The following is a 16578-nucleotide window of genomic DNA, read 5'->3' on the forward strand; positions in this document are numbered from 1 at the left end:
CGCCAGCAGATATCAGCGGTCGGCGCGGACGATAAGTCCCGTGCTGGTGCGGATCACACTCAAACGCGCAGCTTCAAGTCCGTTGAGGCCGGCTGCTTGCAACGCGAGGACGGGTTTGACCGTCTTGTGCGGTACCTGCTCGATCCACAGCAGCGTTGGGCACGCGCCTGGGACAGCCGTAAGTGGTGCGCCTGGGGATAAGAGGATCGGCGTAAAACTGTGTGCGCTGCCAAGGCGTTTATAGCCGAGCGCGAACACCGGCTCTTCTCGCTGTGCGGCGCGCGAATGGCTGCCATCGTCGAGGCGCCAGCCCGACGCGGCGTAAACCGTCGTCCCGGGACAACTATCGACGATCCGCGCAATCTTCTTCGCGCCGGCCTGCCAGCCGCCGTCGATACCGATGACCGCCAGGCCGATGAGGCTCGACAGCACCGCCACTCCTGCCAATATCGTCATCCACAATCGCCGGTCGGCGATCTTCGCCCCGGCCCCTGCCATGAGAGCGGCGATGAGGACGGCGATATCGGCAGTGTTGCTGGCGGTGATCAGCCGACGCTGGGCATCGATCTGGCTGATGGCGACGAGGGCTGCGACCAGCGTAGCGCCGGTCAGGATGACGAAGGCGGTATCTTCCTTGGTCCAGCCCAGCCGTCCCAGCCAGGCGCCAGCGATTGCGACCGGGTTGTGGAGGATAGTCCCCGCGATCAGCGCGATCAGGATGGCGGTCGAGGATCTCTCGCCCATCTCGATCCAGTTCTGGTAGAGATCGAACTGTTCTTTCCAGACCGGAGCCTGCCACGAGATCATGTAGACGACCGCGGCGATCGACAGGATGAGGGCGAGCAGTAGCATCCGCGACCAGCGCCGCAGGCCGCGCGCGATCGCGGCAAGCATGGTCGCCATCGCCAGCACGCCGCCGAACAGGGCGCCGCCATAGTCGAGGACGATGGCGGCGATGGTCGCTACGATGCCAAGCATAGCCATCGCGCCATCGCGCCGGCTCTTATAATCCTGCTGCGCGAACAGAATGTGCCGGGCCAATATGATCTGCATCGCAAAGGCGACAAGCTGCCAGAAATCGCCGCGGTAGATGCCGAACGCGCTGATCGTCGCGGGTGCCGACAGCATCAGAAGCAGGAAGATCGCGTAGAAGGGGGCCTGGTCGGGCAGCCGCTTCGCGAAGCGGCGGGCGCTGTAGCCGAGCAGCAGTAGCACCGGCAGGTTCGACACGAGCCGGGCGATCGGCACCGAGCTGAAGCCGGCCGTCGACAACAGACTGGCCCAGCCATCGAACAGCGGCGGCCTGATGTCCTGCGCCCAGCGTTGCTCGGCGAGGCGGGCAAGCCCGGGGGCGGGATCGGACAGGTAGATCGTCCAATAGTCATCGAGCGACGGGCCGGTCAGCAACGCCGAGGAGACAAGCGTAAGCATGACGATCGCGAGCGCGATCGTCGCAATATTTCTAACCGCCCGCGTCCCCCGGCGCGCTTGCCCATCCCCCGTCATGTCGCGCATCGTAACAGCGCGATCTGCCGCTGTCAGTGGTGCTCGTCACAGGATAAGGAATTGCCATGTTCGCACGCGTCGCCGCCGGGTCGATCCTCCTCTGGCTGTCGGGACCGGCCGTGGCGGAGCTTCGCGACTATTGTCCCGACCGGCCAGGGCTCGGCACGCCGTCCTGCACCATCGACCGCGGGCATGCCTCGCTGGAGGTCGGTCTGGCGGACTGGACGCTCCAGCGCGACGACGCGCAGCGAAGCGATCGGCTGGTACTGGGCGATGTCCTGATCCGCTACGGCGTGGGCGACAGCACCGAGATCCAGCTCGGCTGGACGAGCTTTGGAAGGGAAAGGGACCGCGACAGGCTGACCGGCGCGCGTTCGCGGCGGAGCGGTGTCGGCGATATGACCATCGCCATGCGCCAGAACCTGCATAACCCGGATGGCTCGGGTTTTTCGCTGGCGGTGATGCCGTTCGCGACCTTGCCGACGGGTCGCCAGCCGATCGGTGTAGGGGATTGGGCTGCGGGCCTGCGCGTTCCCGTCTCCTACGAGTTGGACGACAGGTTCAGCCTGTCGCTGACGCCCGAGATCGATGCGGCTGCCGACGAAGACGGCAATGGCCGTCATCTCGCTTATGGCGCGGTGGCCGGCATCGCGGCGAAGCTTGGTAAGACCATCGCCGCAACCGCGGAATATCAGGCGACCCGAGATCGCGATCCGGGTGGCCATGCGACCGAGCAGCTTGCCGGCCTGTCGTTTGGATGGCAGCCGCGCGACGATGTGCAATTCGATGTGGGTGCCAATGCCGGGTTGCGGCATGCTGCGGATGTCGAGCTATATTTCGGCGTGTCGCGGCGGTTTTAGGCCGTCGTCCGGGGCGTCGTCGTCCTCGCCGGCGCTGCCGATCGACTCGTCGATCAGCCCGGCGCGCATCATCAGCCAGAACAGGGCGATGCCGGGCAGGGCCGCGACGGTGGTGATCAGGTAGAAGTTTACATAGCCGATCGACTCGAGCATCGCGCCGGCGGTGGTGCCGGTCAGGATGCGGCCGACGACGCTGGCCGCGGCCGAGATCAGCGCATATTGCGCGGCGGTGAAGCGCAGGTCGCACAGCGCCGAGAAATAGGCGACCAGGCAGACCCCGCCGATTCCGCTCGCGATATTCTCGAAGCCGATCGCGCCGGCCATCGCCCAGTTGCTGTGCCCGCTCGCCGCCAGCCCGGCGAAGCTGAGGTTGGAGACCGCCATCAGCCACAGGCTGACCAGCACCGACCGCTTCATGCCGAGCCGGGAATAGAGGATGCCGCCGATAAAGATGCCGATCAGATAAGCCCAGAAACCGAAGCCGACATCGTAGATCGCGATCTCGTCATTGCTGTAGCCTAGGCTGTCGAACAGCAGCCGGAAGGTGAGGTTCGCCAGCGTGTCGCCGATCTTGTGGAGCAGGATGAACAGCAGCACCAGCGCCGCCCCGCGCCGCCGGAAAAATTCGAGCAGCGGGCCGACGATCGAGGCCAGGACCTCGCTGCGCGTCCGCCGCATCGCCGGCTCGCGGTGACGCTTGGGCTCGCCCATCACCAGCGCGGCGATCATTGCCGGCAGCGCGAAGGCAGCGCAGGCCATATAAGCGATGTTCCAGCCCGCGCGATCGGCCAGCACCAGCGCCAGCGCACCCGCCGCGGTCGATCCGATCCGCCAGCCATATTGCGACATGCCCGCGCCGACGCCGAGCTGGCGCGCCTCGAGCAATTCGATTCGATAGGCGTCGATGATGATGTCGAAGGTCGCGCCCGCGGCACCGACGAGGATCGCGGCGACCACGGTCTGCGAGAGGCTAGCCCTGGGATCGACAAGCCCCAGATTCCAAACCGCCGCGATCACCAGCGTGCCGATCACCAGCATCCACGACACGCGCTGGCCCAGCCGCCCGATCAGGGGAAGCCGCACGCCGTCGACGATCCAGGCCCAGAGGAACTTCAGATTGTAGACGAGGAAGGCGAGGGTGAAGGCGGTCACCACCTTCTTGTCGATCCCGTCCTGCGCGAGCCGCGTGGTCAGCGTGGCGCCGATCATCGCATAGGGGAAGCCCGAGCTCATGCCGAGAAACAGCGCGGCCAGCGGTGCCGGCTCGGTATAGGGCCGCACCGCCGCAATGAAACCTCTGCTCTCGACGGCCGCGCCGTCACCCCCCGATATTCTATTCATCGGCTGAGCATAGCGGGGAGTTCCCAAGAGAAAAGACGCGGCGTCTTCGCGCCAGTGGCCCGCGCCAGATAAGCCGTGCAAAGCTCGGTTCGAAACCCGACCGCGGATGGCACATCGTCAACACGAAAGTGACGTGTTGCCGGTTGCATGGGGTTGTTTGCTCGTTTTTTCATTTTTTCTTTCCTGCCCTCCTTCCGTTGCGGGCGCGCGGGCCCGGTTTTCCGTGGCCAGAGGTAGCGGGAAGGGGGCGAAAATGCAAGAACATATAGCGAACACAGCATCCCGGGACGAGTAATGGATTCCCGCTTTCGCTCACTGCCGCCCCGAATTTCTCCATGGTCATGCCAGCGGAGGCTGGCATCCATGTCTCTCTCCTTCTCGATGGCATCGAAAATGGCGAAAGACATGGACCCCAGCTTTCGCTGGGGAGACGCAGGAGGGCATGCCCGAGAAGGACAATGAGGGGAGGGAGATCGTCACCCTAGCCGTAGAGCGTCAGCACCTTCGGCACCCGTTTCGGCTTGTCGCCATCGAGCCGCGCCGCCACCGCCTCGATCGCCAGCTTGAGGTCCTTCTGGGTGTAAGGCTTGGCCAGGCAGCCAGCCGCAAGATCCGGTGCGTCGATCGGGCAGGTGGCGGTCACGAACAGCAACGGGATACCCGCCGCATGGGCGGCAAGCGCGACGTCGTGTCCGTCGCTGCCGTTGAGCTTGACGTCGCACAGGACCAGGTCGATGCCGCCCTCGGCGATGAGCGCCTGTGCGGCCGGCGCATTGTCGACGGTGGCGACAACGGTGTAGCCGTGGGTTGCCAGAAAATGCTCGTTATCGAACGCAACCAGCGGCTCGTCCTCGACGATCAGCAGCTTCACGATCCTCCGGTCGCTTCGTTCGAACAACATCGCCTCTCCCCATCCGGCACGGCCGATACTTGACCCCGCCCCGCTTTGGCCCGACCACGATCCATATCTTGTTTCGGAGACGCCCGTGGCCAAGCGCCTCACCCTGTACATTCTTTTTGCGATGATCGCCGGTATCGCGGTGGGCATCACGCTCAACGCGACGATCACCGATCCCGCTACCCTGACTAACGTTACGGGCTATATTTCGATCCTTACTGATGTGTTCCTGCGACTGATCAAGATGATTATCGCGCCGCTGGTGTTCGCCACGCTGGTTTCGGGCATCGCGCATATGGGGGACACGGCCGCTCTCGGCCGCGTTGGAGCACGCTCGATCGGCTGGTTCCTGGGCGCGAGCCTGTTGTCGCTGACGCTCGGGCTGATCATGGTAAACCTGCTGCAACCCGGCGTCGGCGCCGATCTGGTGCTGCCGCCGGCAAACGCCAGCGCCGGGCTCGCCCAGGCCGGTTTTTCGCTCAAGGATTTCGTTACCCATCTGGTGCCCAAAAGCTTCTTCGAGGCGATGGCGAACAATGAAATCCTGCAGATCGTGGTCTTCTCGGTGTTTACCGGCGTCGCCGTCACCGCGATCGGCGAACGCGGTGCGCCGCTGCTGCGCGGCATCGAAGCGCTGGCGCAGGTCATGCTCCAGATCACCGACTATGTGATGCGGTTCGCGCCCTTCGCCGTGTTCGCGGCGGTAACCACCGCGCTCGCCGAGCAGGGGCCGATGATCCTGATCAGCTTCGGCAAGTTCATGGGCAGCTTCTACCTGGCGATGATCATCCTGTGGATCGTGCTGCTGAGCCTGTGCTTCGTGATCGTCGGCGGGCGGTCGAAGCTGTTGATCCGCTACATCCGCGAGCCCATCCTGCTCGCCTTCAGCACGGCGTCGTCCGAGGCTGCATTCCCGCGCACGCTCGAGGCGCTCGACCGGTTCGGCGTTCCGCGGCGCATCGCCAGCTTCGTGCTGCCGCTCGGCTATTCGTTCAATCTCGACGGTTCGATGATCTATTGCACCTTCGCGACAATGTTCATCGCCCAGGCTTACGGGATCGAGCTCACGATCGGTCACCAGATCACGATGCTGCTGATCCTGATGGTAACGTCGAAGGGCATGGCGGGCGTGCCGCGCGCGAGCCTCGTGGTGATCGCCTCGACGCTGGCCTTCTTCAACATCCCCGAAGGCGGGCTGCTCCTGATTCTCGCGGTGGATCATTTCCTCGACATGGGTCGCTCGGCGACCAACGTGGTGGGCAATGCGGTGGCGAGTGTGATCGTGGCGAAATGGGAGGGCGGGCTGGACATGGTCGAACCCGCCGAGATCGAGCCGCCGCACGCGCCCTGAGCGGCGCGCTCAGATATCCTGCGTCAACCGGCCGTACAGTTCAGGCCGCCTGTCGCGGAAGAAGCCGAAGGCGGCGCGGTGGCGCTTGGCGAGATCTATGTCGAGCGTCGCCACAAGCGCGCCCGTCTCCTCACGGCCGAACTCCGCCAGCAGGTCGCCGCGTTCGTCGCAGATGAAGCTGTGGCCGTAGAAGGTCTGGCCATTCTCGGTGCCGATCCGGTTCGCGGCCACGATCGGCACCACGTTGGACACGGCATGGCCGATCATCGCGCGGCGCCATAGCCGGCTGGTGTCGAGATCGGGATCATGCGGTTCGTTGCCGATCGCGGTCGGGTAGAACAGAACCTGGGCGCCCATCAGCATCATCGCGCGTGCGGTTTCCGGATACCATTGGTCCCAGCATATGCCGACGCCCAGCGTCGTGCCCTGCGCCGGCCATACCTTGAAGCCGCTATTGCCCGGGCGGAAATAGAATTTCTCCTCATAGCCGGGACCATCGGGAATGTGGCTCTTGCGATAGACGCCCATGATCCGGCCATCGGGATCGATCATCGCGAGGCTGTTATAATGATGCGGTCCGTCGGCCTCGAAGAAGCTGGTCGGGATATGGATCTTCAGCTCGGCCGCGAGCGCCTGCATGGCGATGACCGACTTGTGCTCGGCCGTGGGCCGGGCGCGGGCGAACAGGCCCTCGTCCTCGACCTGGCAGAAATAATGACCCTCGAACAATTCGGGCGGCAGCACGACCTTCGCGCCACGCTTCGCGGCGTCGCGGACGAGCTTCGATACCTCGGCGATGTTCGCGTCGATGTCGTCGCTCAAGGCGAGCTGCAGCGCGGCAACGGTGATCTCGGTCATCTCATTTCCTCACAGGCGGACGCCGAAGCGCGCCGCGATGACGACGGTCAGCAGATAGAGAAGGATCGTCAGGACGCAACCGGCGGCCAGCGAAAGCCAGAAAGAGCTGCCATGGCGCAGCATCCACGGCATCAGCAGGAACATCGGCATCGACGGCACTATGTACCAGAAGGTCGCTTCGGCCTGCTCGGCCAGCCGGGGCGCGTCATGGGTGTCGTGCCAAAGCCATATCATCGCCAGCACCGAGATCAGGGGCAGCGAGGCGACCAGCGCGCCGGCTGCCGGGTTCCGGCGTGCGACGAGAGCGATCAACGCTATGATCAGCCCCGACAATGCGGCGCGGATCAGGAAGGCGATCATGCCGCGGGCAATTGCTGGCTGATGCAATGAAAGCTGCCGCCGCCGGTCAAGATATGATCGGCGCGGAAGCCCACGACACTGCGCGTCGGAAAGAGCCCGGCGATGGCGTCGACCGCGGCTTCGTCATTGGCGGCGCCGTAGAGCGGCACGACCACCGTCGCGTTGCCGATGTAGAAATTCATATAGGAGGCGGGAATGATCTCGCCATCGCGCTCGACCGCGCCGGGGGAGGGGATAGCGACGATAGTGAGGCCGAACGCATCGGCGCGCGCCCTGGCATCGGCATAGACGGCGGCATTGGGATCATCGGCACCAGCCGGCTCGGGGATGGCGATGACGCCCTCGGCTACGAAGCGAGCGAGATTGTCGATATGGCCGTCGGTATGATCGTTAGCGAGACCGTCTCCCAGCCATAGCAGCCGGTCGACGCCGAGCCCTTCGCCGAGCCGCGCCTCGATCGCGGCCTTGTCGAGGCCGGGATTGCGGTTCGGGTTGAGCAGGCACTGCTCGGTGGTCACGCCGAGGCCGGTGCCGTCGATATCGATCGCACCGCCCTCGAAGATCCAGTCGCCGCGGCGAAGTGCGTGGCCCGATCGTGCCGCGAGCCGAGCGCCGATGCTCTCGTCGCCGGCTAGGTCATATTTGCCGCCCCACCAGTTGAAGCCGAAATCCGTCGCGGCGCGTCCGCGCGGGCCGGCGACGATGATCGGCGCGGTATCACGCAGCCAGATATCGCCGAAAGGCTCGACGATTACGTCGGCCGCTTCCCCGGCGAGTTCGCGGGCGCGATCAGCCGATGCTTCGTCGGCGGCAACCAGGATGACCCGCTCGCCCCGGCCGCCGGCGTGAACGGCGCGGGCGAACTCGATCACCTCGCCGCGCGCAGGTTCGAGATCGTCCTCCCAGAGTTCGGGATGGCTGGGAAAGCCGATCCAGACGGCGTCGTGCGGGGCCCATTCGGCGGGTTGGCGATAGTCGGTCATGCGCGCGAGATAGCTACTGAGCGTGACCAAGGAAAGTCATTGCCGATGGTATAGTTATGATATACTAAAATCACTAAAGGAACTCGCTGTGGCCAAATATGACGCGCTGGAACGCCATCTTTCGCTGCTCTCCCAGGATGAGTGGTTCGTCGACTTCGACGAAATCGAGAAGGTGCTCGGCTTCTGCTTGCCGGCCAGCGCCTCCCGGTACCCGGCATGGTGGGCTAACCAATCTGGAGCGGGGCACAGCCAGTCACAGTCGTGGCAAGCGGCGGGATGGCAGACCAGCGAACTCGACCTTTCGCAGCGCAAGGTGCGGTTTCGCCGAATGCCAGCCATGCGTGGCCGTGATTATCCGAGTGCCGCGGCGCCGGCTTTATCGAGCCAGAGGCTGTTCGAAGATGCCCGTCGATACAGTGGGATAGAAAATGATGAGGATCTTGTCCGGGAAGGCATGAGGGCCTTGATCGAACGCGAGGCGGCTCGTCGCCTGGCGGAGGCGGGCGGCACAATGCCGGAATTTTCCGCGCCTCCGCGCCGGCGCGGTGAATGATCCTTGTCGATACATCGGTATGGGCCGATCATTTTCGACGCGGCGAAGCAGCGCTGATCTCCTGTCTCACACAGCAACTGGTGATGCTGCATCCGTTCGTGATCGGCGAACTGGCGTTGGGCCATCTGCATTCGCGGGCCTCCATACTCGAAAACCTGCGCGCAGCTCCGCAGGCGCCTGTCGCGCCTGAAGACGATGTTCTGAAGCTGATCGAATGTGAAGATCTCGCCGGAACCGGGATCGGCTATGTCGATGTTCACCTGCTCGCATCGGTTCGCAGCGCTGGGGCAGCGTTGTGGACGCGCGACCGCAGGCTTCGCGCCGCAGCCGACCGTATGGGCCTGGCTTCAAAGGCCGACTAGCGGCGAGGAAAAACGAGCAGGGCAATCGGGTGAATGTCGCAGGCCTATCCTGGGCTAAGGTTTGTCGGTCAAAAGCGCGTCATCCCGACGAAAGTCGGGACCCATACACGCTGGATTGGAAGAAAAAGGACCGAACCGCGCGGTTCTATCCGTCTTCGTTGCGGTTATGGGTCCCGACTTTCGTCGGGATGACGGGCCAGGATAGGCCTTCGACATTCACCCGATTGCCCTGGGAAAAACGAGGCGACGCAATTCCCGTACTCCGAAAGTTCGGCTACGCCTCGGTCATGACGATGGATCTCCAGCACGCGCTTGCGTCGCATCCGGCGCACTGGCTCGTGACCGGCGCGGCGGGTTTCATTGGATCGCACCTCGTCGAAAGCCTGCTCCGCGCCGGACAGAAGGTGCGCGCGCTCGACAATTTCGCGACAGGCCACCGCAGCAATCTGCAGGATGTTCAGGACCGGGTCGGGCCGGCCGCATGGGCCGATTTCGAGTTCATCGAAGGTGACATCCGCGATCGCGCAACCTGCGAGCGGGCGGTGGATGGCGTCGAGCATGTCCTCCACCAGGCGGCGCTCGGTTCGGTCCCACGCTCGCTCGCCGATCCGCTGACCACGCATGACGTCAACGCCACCGGCTTCGTCAACATGCTCGATGCGGCGCGGGTCGCTGGGGTGAAGCGCTTCGTCTATGCCTCGTCGAGCTCGGTCTATGGCGACGAGCCGAATCTTCCCAAGGTCGAGGACCGGCTCGGGAGAGTGTTGTCGCCCTATGCGCTGACAAAGCTCAACAATGAGCTTCACGCCGAGGTCTATTGTCGCGCTTATGGCTTCGGTTCGGTGGGCCTGCGCTATTTCAATGTCTTCGGGCCGCGGCAGGATCCGAACGGCGCCTATGCCGCGGTGATCCCGCGTTGGACCGCGGCGATGATCGCTGGCGAGGATGTCGTCATCAACGGCGATGGGGAGACGAGCCGGGACTTCTGCTATGTCGCCAATGCGGTGCAGGCCAATGTGCGGGGGGCGCTGTTCGGGCCGGTCGGCGAGGCTGCGCTGCTCAATGTCGCGGTCGGAGAACGGACCAGCCTCAACCAGCTGTTCGGATATCTGCGCGACGGGCTGGCCGAGCACGGCGTCCGCTATGATCGCGCGCCGGTCCATGCGGAGTTTCGCGCTGGCGATGTCCGGCATTCGCTGGCGGATACCAGCGCCGCTGCGGGCATGATCGGCTACCGGCCCAGCCACGGCATCGCCGAAGGGTTAGCCGAGGCATTGCCTTGGTATATGCAGACCGCCAAGGTGGGGGCGCCATAGCCGGGCTTGGCGAGCGGGGGACGAAGGCTTGTGAGTAGCGAAGAGGGCGTAAAAGGCGGCAGCCGGGTTGCGGTGATCGGCCTGGGCTATGTCGGCCTGCCGTTGGCGGTCGCACTGGCCCGCCATTTTTCCGCCGTCGGCATCGATATCGACGATGGCCGGGTCGGCGAACTGCGCAGCGGCCATGACCGCACCAATGAGCTGACCGGTGAACAACTCGCGGCATCGTCGCTCGAGCTGTCGACGGACATTCAGGCAGCGGCGGATGCGGACGTGTTCATCGTCACCGTGCCGACGCCGGTCGATCACGCCAATCGGCCCGATCTCGGCCCGGTCATGTCCGCGACGCGCAGCCTGTCCAAGGTGCTGAAGCCGGGGCGTGGCACGATCATCGTCTATGAGAGCACCGTCTATCCCGGCGTGACCGAGGATCTGTGCGGGCCGGAGATCGAGAAGCTGTCGGGGCTCAGGCGCGGGGTCGACTTCTTTCTCGGCTACAGCCCCGAGCGGATCAATCCGGGCGACCGCGAGCATACCGTCGATCGCATCACCAAGGTGGTCGCGGGCGAAAATCCGGAGGTGCTCGACAAGCTCTGCGCAATCTATGGCGCGGTGACCACGGGGGGCACCTTCCGCGCGGCGTCGATCAAGGTCGCAGAGGCGGCCAAGGTCATCGAGAACGCCCAGCGCGATATCAATATCGCCTTCGTCAACGAGATCACCCAGATCTTCGGCAAGATCGACATATCGATCTGGGACGTGCTCGCCGCGGCCGGCACCAAGTGGAATTTCCTGCGCTTCGTGCCGGGACTGGTCGGCGGTCACTGCATCGGCGTCGATCCTTATTATCTGAGCTATCTGGCGCAGCAGCTCGGCCATTATCCGCGCGTGATCCTGGCGGGCCGCGGCATCAACGACGGCATGGGCGCATGGATCGCCGACCAGATTCACGAGCGGATCGGCAACGGCTCGCGGGTGTTGATGATGGGGCTGACCTTCAAGGAAAATGTGCCAGATCTGCGCAACTCGCGGGTCATCGACGTGGTGCGCCGGCTCGAATGGCTGCGGCACGAAGTCGTGATCCACGATCCGCTTGCCGACCCGGCTGAAGCAGAACACGAATATGGCGTGACGCTGGCCGGCGATGCACTGGCAGGCCGCTACGACGTGGTCGTCGGTGCGGTATCACACGCCGCCTATGCCGGCCTGCCGGCGGCGACGCTTGCGGGCCTGGTGAACGACGGCGGGCTGGTTGCGGATCTCAAGGGTATGTGGAGCGGCTTCGATCTTCCCCAGCATGTGCGGCGCTGGTCGCTCTGACGCTGCGATAGCAGGCGGTCGCTGTCAGCCTGTTGCCAATGCCCTGACTTTGGGGCGCGTCGCCGCTCAACAGCGACAGCGCGAGCCAGAGAGCTGCGGCCATGCAGCCAAGCAATTGGCTGAAGCTGATCGGAACCGGGGCTGTCGCGCTTCCTGATCCTGTTGCGGGATTCCGGACTACCTCGTGCGAGCGCTGGCGTCGCCATGTCCGGCGACTATCCTCGCCAGCAGAGGGGCCGGGCAGGCGGAGAGGATGCAGTCCACTCGGCCTCTCCCAGATATTGATGGCCCGCGCTCGGAGCTGACCAATTTATCTGATCGCTTGGCCTGTTTCACAAAGTTGGCGGCGACATCCGGTATAAAGGAGCAGGCGATGAATATCTTGCATTTCCGCCAATGGGGATATTGCCGAGTTCGGGCCGTGAAGGACGCCGTCGATACGCACTCGGGCAACGGCGTGTTCATATGGAGAGATACGGTCGCGTTTGTCGTCATAATTGTGGCGATAGGGCTGATCGGGGCAGCCCATGGCTGATCGACCTGCTTTCGTAATGTTCATTTCGGTGCCGGTCTTCCCGGAAACTTGGAGTTACACATAGTGCGCATGTGAAAGACAGGCGGCCGGCGCTTATTTGTAGGTTTCTACACAAGATTGGGAACCGATCCATGCAGAAGATAATGCGGCTCGCCATCCTGGTCGCCACCCTAAGCTGGTGTGCAACGTCCGTTCCGGGCTTTGCAGCCGGCTCTTGAGGTGAGCCGGTCTATCCACTGGCTGCCCTTCCTCAATGGCAGGGCGGAGTCATTCGCAATCGTCGGTGCGATCGCTGCGGTCAATGCCTTGGCAGGCAAGCTGGCGACCGCATGGCATGGGCAGGACATTGCCAGCGCGTTGCTTTCACTGGGCGGCGTCAGCGCGATCATCTGGTTCGCGCTGATCGTCATGCTCGTGATTCCGGGCAAGATCGACAAGGGTGAAGCGCTGACGCCGCTGGATCATCCGGTGCTGGCGTCGATGGTGATCCTCGCCGCCGTTCCGTTCAATTTCGGCGGGGCCATCGCGGTGGCGCTCGGCGGAGCCTATCTCCTGGCCACATCGACGAGCGCATCCGCGGCCCGCCATGTTGCGATCATCATGCTTGCGCTGACCGGGCCGCTGATCTGGGGGCGCCTGTTGTTGGCGTTTTTCGGGCCGATGTTGCTCGGACTGGATGCCTATCTCGCTGCCGCTATCGCGGGCTCGAGCGTTCAGGGCAACGTCGTCGACCTGTTCGGTGGCGCCGGCCGTTTATATGTCGCTCTCGGCTGTTCATCGCTGCACAACATGTCGCTGTCCATATTGCTGTTCGCCGTCGTCACCCAGATGCTGCAGCTAAGGCTGACCCCGGCACTCCTCTCCGTCTGCGCCGCTTCGGCAGCCTCCATGGCGATGGTGAACATCCTGAGGCTGGCGACGATCGCTCGCTTTCCCAGCCATTTCGAATATTTCCATGTAGGCCAAGGCGCAGCCTTGTTCGGCCTGGCGAGTTTCGCGGCGGCGATCACGGTGACGGGAGTGGGCGTTGTCGCTGCCACCCGCCGTCGTTAACCCGGCCGCGATCATTGCGTTGCTGATCGCGACGGTCGGCCCAAAGCTGTGGCTCCAGCAGAGATCGACGCATGTCGACGAGCGTCATCTCAGTGGGGACGTCGCCGCAACATTTCGGGCGAGAGGCTTCGAGGTCAAGATGGAGCACTTCGCACCTGGCCCAGCCGTCGCCGCTACGCGTGGCCCATGCCGCCTGTTGATCCGGAACGGTGATCGCGCGCGTGAGTTGGGAACCTTGTTTGAAATGGAAGGTGCCAGCACCGGTCAGGTGTCGATCGGATATCGGGGAGTATGGACGCCCGGTCCAGCTGCAGCGCGAGCGGTCGTGGAACGCTTTGCGCAAGACAGCGCCGCCCGCGTGGGTTTCTTCTTCGCGCGGCCTGCAGTCCTCGCTGTAGCCCAAAGCCGGCGCTGCGCTGATATGCGGCATCTGCTGGACCCTATTAGGGCGCACTCTTCGCGGGCGACACAATAGGCGGGAATACAGGCTTCCGTTCGGCAGCCCTTGCGTTGTGACACAAGTATTACTCCCGATGCGGATGCCCGCCGTTGCAGCGAATGATGTATCCAGATTACGGCATTGCCCTGCCATGCGGCCGAAAAGCTCCGGCCGCATCGTGCTGACAGGCCGCACGCCCCCCCTTTGACCCGTGCGGCCTGTCACACATCCTTGGAGCAGCGCCAGCCCGGGGCATAGCTGTCCCCGCGCCGATGGGCTCGGCCCTATGCTATCCGCGAAGGCTGATGCGTCAGATCGGGTAAACTGCGAAAGATCAGTCGCATCCGTTACTTTTCGGCCTCCGCCCTTGTGGTAGTTACATGTCCGTAATGCTGGTCAATCGCTAGTCGGAGGAGGAAAACCCGGTTCTGACACGGACTCTCAACAAAGAGGAAGTTCATCCAAATCGGTTGGTTGTGGCAAGAATTATTGTATGCGATTTGGCAAAGGTAGAGGGAAATATGCGCTGAGAACTCGGGCGAACTAATGTTATTGATTACAGATGGTGAAATGATGAACTAAAAAGTTAACTTAACATATATTAGTGGTAAAAACGTATTTGTCGATCCAGTCGGCCATGCTAATAGCCGCAAAGGTAAGTTGTAAGCATAGCTGTCTAATTGGGGTATTGCTTTGGGTCGATACACAGCCGCAGCAGGGATGCGACTAGGCTCGGGGGTGTCTGCCATACGGGAAGGTTCATCGACCTCACCGGACCCGCTTGCCGTGCAGATTGCCGTATCCGTACTGAGTAATTCCGAAATGCGGAGGGCCAGTCTGGCTCAGATGCTCAGCGCCAACGGCTTCTCGGTAGAGACGGATGCGCTGACCCAAGGAGCACAAGATGCTGCGCGGAGCGGCAAGGCCGAACATGTCATCCTGATCGACAGTCTGGCCGATGAGTTCGGCCTCGCCTTTGTTGCGGACCTTCGCATGCGTGAGCCCGGCGCGAGGATAGCTCTGTTGAGCGACCATTGCGAGCCGACCGGGTTGCAGAACGCCTTCGCCGCCGGCGCCGACGCAGTGATTCTGTGGAGCGTCAAGCCGGGCGCGCTGGTCTTGATGATCCCGCTGCTCGCCGGCGGCGAGAAATTCATACCTTCGCCGCTGGTGGGTTCACTAGCAGCTATGCTGGGAACACGCGGCGGACAATCGCTGGTGGCCAGCCACGCCGGGCTTTCACCCCAGCAGCTCGATATCTTGCGATGCCTGGCCGACGGAGCTTCCAACAGGGTGATCGCAGACCGCCTCAGCATCGGCCTCGCCACGGTGCGTGTTCAGGTGCGGACGATCCTGCGCAAGCTGAACATCCTCAACCGCACGCAGGCTGCGATCTGGGCGGCCAAGAATGTCGCGACGAGCGGGGTTGACGGCCGTCACAGCATTTCACCGAGCGGCTAGGCGTCACGGGCAGCCACGCGCAGCCTGGGCACCGTTGGCTTGCGATCGAATGCCTCCGCCGAAGCTCGCCCGACGCCGGTATAGCTCAGGCCGGCGCGGCGCGCTTCATGATCCGGATAGATATTGCGCAGATCGACGAGAACCGGGTCGTTCATCAAGGACGCGATGCGCCGTAGGTCGAGCGCGCGGAACTCGTCCCATTCGGTGACGATCACTACAGCGTCCGCACCCTCGGCGACGGCATAGGGATCGGACAGGAACGACACGTCTTTCATGAGCGGCCGCGCCTGTTCGGCGCCCTCCGGATCATAGGCTCGCACTATAGCCCCGGCGTCCTGAAGCGCCTGGATCAGCGCGATCGACGGAGCATCGCGCATGTCGTCGGTATTGGGCTTGAAGGTAAGCCCGAGGATCCCGACCAGCTTGCCGCGCACATCGCCGCCCATCGCGCGGATCACCTTGCGCCCCATCGCCCGCTTGCGGACGTCGTTCACCTTCACCACCGATTCCACGATCCGAAGCGGCGAGCCGAAGTCCTCCGACGTCTTCAGCAGCGCCAGCGTATCCTTCGGAAAGCAGGATCCGCCATAGCCGGGGCCGGCGTGCAGAAATTTGGTGCCGATGCGGTTGTCCAGGCCGATACCGCGCGCAACGTCCTGGACGTCCGCGCCAACCGCCTCGCTGAGGTCGGCCATCTCGTTGATGAAGGTGATCTTGGTGGCGAGGAAGGCATTCGCCGCATATTTGATCAACTCGGCGGTTCTCCGGCCGGTGAACATCAGTGGCGACTGGTTGATGTGCAGTGGCCGATAGATCTCCTGCATGACCTGGCGGGCCTCCGGGTCGTCCGTGCCCACAACAATCCTGTCCGGGCGCTTGAAGTCCTCTATGGCGGCGCCTTCCCGCAGGAACTCGGGATTGGATACGACCCATGCTGCTGCCGATGGCGCTTCCTGCCGGATTATGCGTTCGACGTCGTCACCGGTCCCGACCGGCACAGTGGACTTGGTGACGATCACGGTCCGGCCGACCAGCGCGCGTGCTATTTCGGTGGCGGCGGCGAAAACATAGCTCAGGTCGGCATGGCCATCGCCGCGCCTCGACGGCGTTCCGACCGCGATGAACACCGCATCCGCCTGGGCGACGGCCGGCGCGATCTCGGTGGCGAAGGAAAGCCTGCCGGCCTCGACATTGCTGGCGACGAGCGTGGCGAGGCCTGGTTCGTAGATCGGCATGACGCCGTTCTTCAGGGCTTCGATCTTGTCGACAGCCTTGTCGACGCAAACGACTATATGGCCAAAGTCCGCCAGGCAGGCGCCTGAAACGAGGCCAACATAACCAGTTCCGATCATCGCGATGCGCATAAGGTAATCCCTTGGCTG

General features: G+C 63.6%; 16 protein-coding genes. 9 read left to right on the plus strand and 7 right to left on the minus strand.

Annotated features, from left to right (window positions below; genetic code table 11):
• Positions 1 to 12 precede the first annotated feature (12 nt).
• Entirely contained in the window at positions 13 to 1431 is a 1419-nt protein-coding gene (locus AAC645_RS00505) for a hypothetical protein (RefSeq protein ID WP_340313048.1), read from the minus strand.
• A 140-nt stretch (positions 1432 to 1571) separates the two neighbouring features.
• Here AAC645_RS00505 and AAC645_RS00510 point away from each other — a divergent pair, with 140 nt between their 5' ends.
• Positions 1572 to 2366, plus strand: a complete 795-nt coding sequence (locus tag AAC645_RS00510; RefSeq protein ID WP_340313050.1) for a transporter — start codon at positions 1572 to 1574, stop codon at positions 2364 to 2366.
• Here the strand turns inward: AAC645_RS00510 and AAC645_RS00515 are convergent.
• Complete coding sequence (locus AAC645_RS00515) at positions 2337 to 3707, minus strand: AmpG family muropeptide MFS transporter (RefSeq protein WP_340313051.1); 1371 nt, start codon at positions 3705 to 3707, stop codon at positions 2337 to 2339. The two genes, AAC645_RS00510 and AAC645_RS00515, sit on opposite strands and share 30 nt — an antisense overlap.
• 481 nt (positions 3708 to 4188) lie before the next feature.
• Positions 4189 to 4608, minus strand: a complete 420-nt coding sequence (locus AAC645_RS00520; protein ID WP_340313052.1) for a response regulator — start codon at positions 4606 to 4608, stop codon at positions 4189 to 4191.
• Positions 4609 to 4693: 85 nt separating this feature from the next.
• Between AAC645_RS00520 and AAC645_RS00525 the strand changes: the two genes are divergently transcribed.
• Positions 4694 to 5956 carry a dicarboxylate/amino acid:cation symporter gene (locus AAC645_RS00525; protein ID WP_340313053.1) on the plus strand — a complete coding sequence of 421 codons (1263 nt, stop codon included), beginning with the start codon at positions 4694 to 4696 and terminating at the stop codon, positions 5954 to 5956.
• 9 nt (positions 5957 to 5965) lie between these two features.
• Here AAC645_RS00525 and aguB read toward each other — a convergent pair whose 3' ends face one another.
• From aguB to AAC645_RS00540, 3 genes are read right to left on the minus strand one after another with little or no spacing between them, the layout of a single operon-like run.
• Entirely contained in the window at positions 5966 to 6814 is an 849-nt protein-coding gene (gene aguB, locus AAC645_RS00530) for an N-carbamoylputrescine amidase (RefSeq protein WP_340313054.1), read from the minus strand.
• A gap of 9 nt (positions 6815 to 6823) precedes the next feature.
• Complete coding sequence (locus AAC645_RS00535; protein ID WP_340313055.1) at positions 6824 to 7174, minus strand: DUF3147 family protein; 351 nt, start codon at positions 7172 to 7174, stop codon at positions 6824 to 6826.
• Positions 7171 to 8157, minus strand: a complete 987-nt coding sequence (locus AAC645_RS00540; protein WP_340313317.1) for an agmatine deiminase family protein — start codon at positions 8155 to 8157, stop codon at positions 7171 to 7173. Before AAC645_RS00540 ends, AAC645_RS00535 begins: the two co-directional genes overlap by 4 nt.
• An 88-nt stretch (positions 8158 to 8245) precedes the next feature.
• Between AAC645_RS00540 and AAC645_RS00545 the strand changes: the two genes are divergently transcribed.
• The 7 genes from AAC645_RS00545 (at position 8246) to AAC645_RS00575 (ending at position 15196) form a co-directional block, all read left to right on the plus strand.
• Positions 8246 to 8710, plus strand: coding sequence for a DUF7662 domain-containing protein (locus tag AAC645_RS00545; protein WP_340313056.1), 465 nt, complete (start codon positions 8246 to 8248; stop codon positions 8708 to 8710).
• Positions 8707 to 9072 carry a type II toxin-antitoxin system VapC family toxin gene (locus tag AAC645_RS00550; RefSeq protein ID WP_340313058.1) on the plus strand — a complete coding sequence of 122 codons (366 nt, stop codon included), beginning with the start codon at positions 8707 to 8709 and terminating at the stop codon, positions 9070 to 9072. Before AAC645_RS00545 ends, AAC645_RS00550 begins: the two co-directional genes overlap by 4 nt.
• Before the next feature lie 287 nt (positions 9073 to 9359).
• Positions 9360 to 10388: an SDR family oxidoreductase gene (locus AAC645_RS00555; protein WP_340313060.1), complete on the plus strand. Its 1029-nt coding sequence runs from the start codon at positions 9360 to 9362 to the stop codon at positions 10386 to 10388.
• A 30-nt stretch (positions 10389 to 10418) separates the two neighbouring features.
• Entirely contained in the window at positions 10419 to 11708 is a 1290-nt protein-coding gene (locus AAC645_RS00560; RefSeq protein WP_340313061.1) for a nucleotide sugar dehydrogenase, read from the plus strand.
• A 373-nt stretch (positions 11709 to 12081) separates the two neighbouring features.
• Positions 12082 to 12243 carry a hypothetical protein gene (locus AAC645_RS00565; RefSeq protein ID WP_340313062.1) on the plus strand — a complete coding sequence of 54 codons (162 nt, stop codon included), beginning with the start codon at positions 12082 to 12084 and terminating at the stop codon, positions 12241 to 12243.
• Positions 12244 to 12462: 219 nt separating this feature from the next.
• A complete protein-coding gene (locus AAC645_RS00570; RefSeq protein ID WP_340313063.1) occupies positions 12463 to 13296 on the plus strand; it encodes a hypothetical protein in 834 nt (277 codons plus the stop codon).
• 1261 nt (positions 13297 to 14557) lie between these two features.
• Positions 14558 to 15196: a response regulator transcription factor gene (locus AAC645_RS00575; protein WP_340313064.1), complete on the plus strand. Its 639-nt coding sequence runs from the start codon at positions 14558 to 14560 to the stop codon at positions 15194 to 15196.
• Here the strand turns inward: AAC645_RS00575 and AAC645_RS00580 are convergent.
• Positions 15193 to 16560 (minus strand): UDP-glucose dehydrogenase family protein, encoded by a 1368-nt coding sequence (locus AAC645_RS00580; RefSeq protein WP_340313065.1) that lies wholly within the window; start codon positions 16558 to 16560, stop codon positions 15193 to 15195. The genes AAC645_RS00575 and AAC645_RS00580 overlap by 4 nt on opposite strands.
• Positions 16561 to 16578 lie beyond the last annotated feature (18 nt).

The sequence above is a fragment of the Rhizorhabdus argentea genome (genome assembly GCF_037861105.1).
GTDB lineage: Bacteria > Pseudomonadota > Alphaproteobacteria > Sphingomonadales > Sphingomonadaceae > Rhizorhabdus > Rhizorhabdus argentea.

Excerpts from the sequence above, each read along its gene's own strand:
- AAC645_RS00505 (WP_340313048.1), bottom strand. The coding sequence starts at position 1,431 with ATGCTTACGCTTGTCTCCTCGGCGTTGCTGACCGGCCCGTCGCTCGAT.
- AAC645_RS00510 (WP_340313050.1), top strand. The coding sequence starts at position 1,572 with ATGTTCGCACGCGTCGCCGCCGGGTCGATCCTCCTCTGGCTGTCGGGA.
- AAC645_RS00515 (WP_340313051.1), bottom strand. The coding sequence starts at position 3,707 with ATGAATAGAATATCGGGGGGTGACGGCGCGGCCGTCGAGAGCAGAGGT.
- AAC645_RS00520 (WP_340313052.1), bottom strand. The coding sequence starts at position 4,608 with ATGTTGTTCGAACGAAGCGACCGGAGGATCGTGAAGCTGCTGATCGTC.
- aguB (WP_340313054.1), bottom strand. The coding sequence starts at position 6,814 with ATGACCGAGATCACCGTTGCCGCGCTGCAGCTCGCCTTGAGCGACGAC.
- AAC645_RS00535 (WP_340313055.1), bottom strand. The coding sequence starts at position 7,174 with ATGATCGCCTTCCTGATCCGCGCCGCATTGTCGGGGCTGATCATAGCG.
- AAC645_RS00540 (WP_340313317.1), bottom strand. The coding sequence starts at position 8,157 with ATGACCGACTATCGCCAACCCGCCGAATGGGCCCCGCACGACGCCGTC.
- AAC645_RS00550 (WP_340313058.1), top strand. The coding sequence starts at position 8,707 with ATGATCCTTGTCGATACATCGGTATGGGCCGATCATTTTCGACGCGGC.
- AAC645_RS00555 (WP_340313060.1), top strand. The coding sequence starts at position 9,360 with ATGACGATGGATCTCCAGCACGCGCTTGCGTCGCATCCGGCGCACTGG.
- AAC645_RS00565 (WP_340313062.1), top strand. The coding sequence starts at position 12,082 with ATGAATATCTTGCATTTCCGCCAATGGGGATATTGCCGAGTTCGGGCC.
- AAC645_RS00575 (WP_340313064.1), top strand. The coding sequence starts at position 14,558 with ATGCGGAGGGCCAGTCTGGCTCAGATGCTCAGCGCCAACGGCTTCTCG.
- AAC645_RS00580 (WP_340313065.1), bottom strand. The coding sequence starts at position 16,560 with ATGCGCATCGCGATGATCGGAACTGGTTATGTTGGCCTCGTTTCAGGC.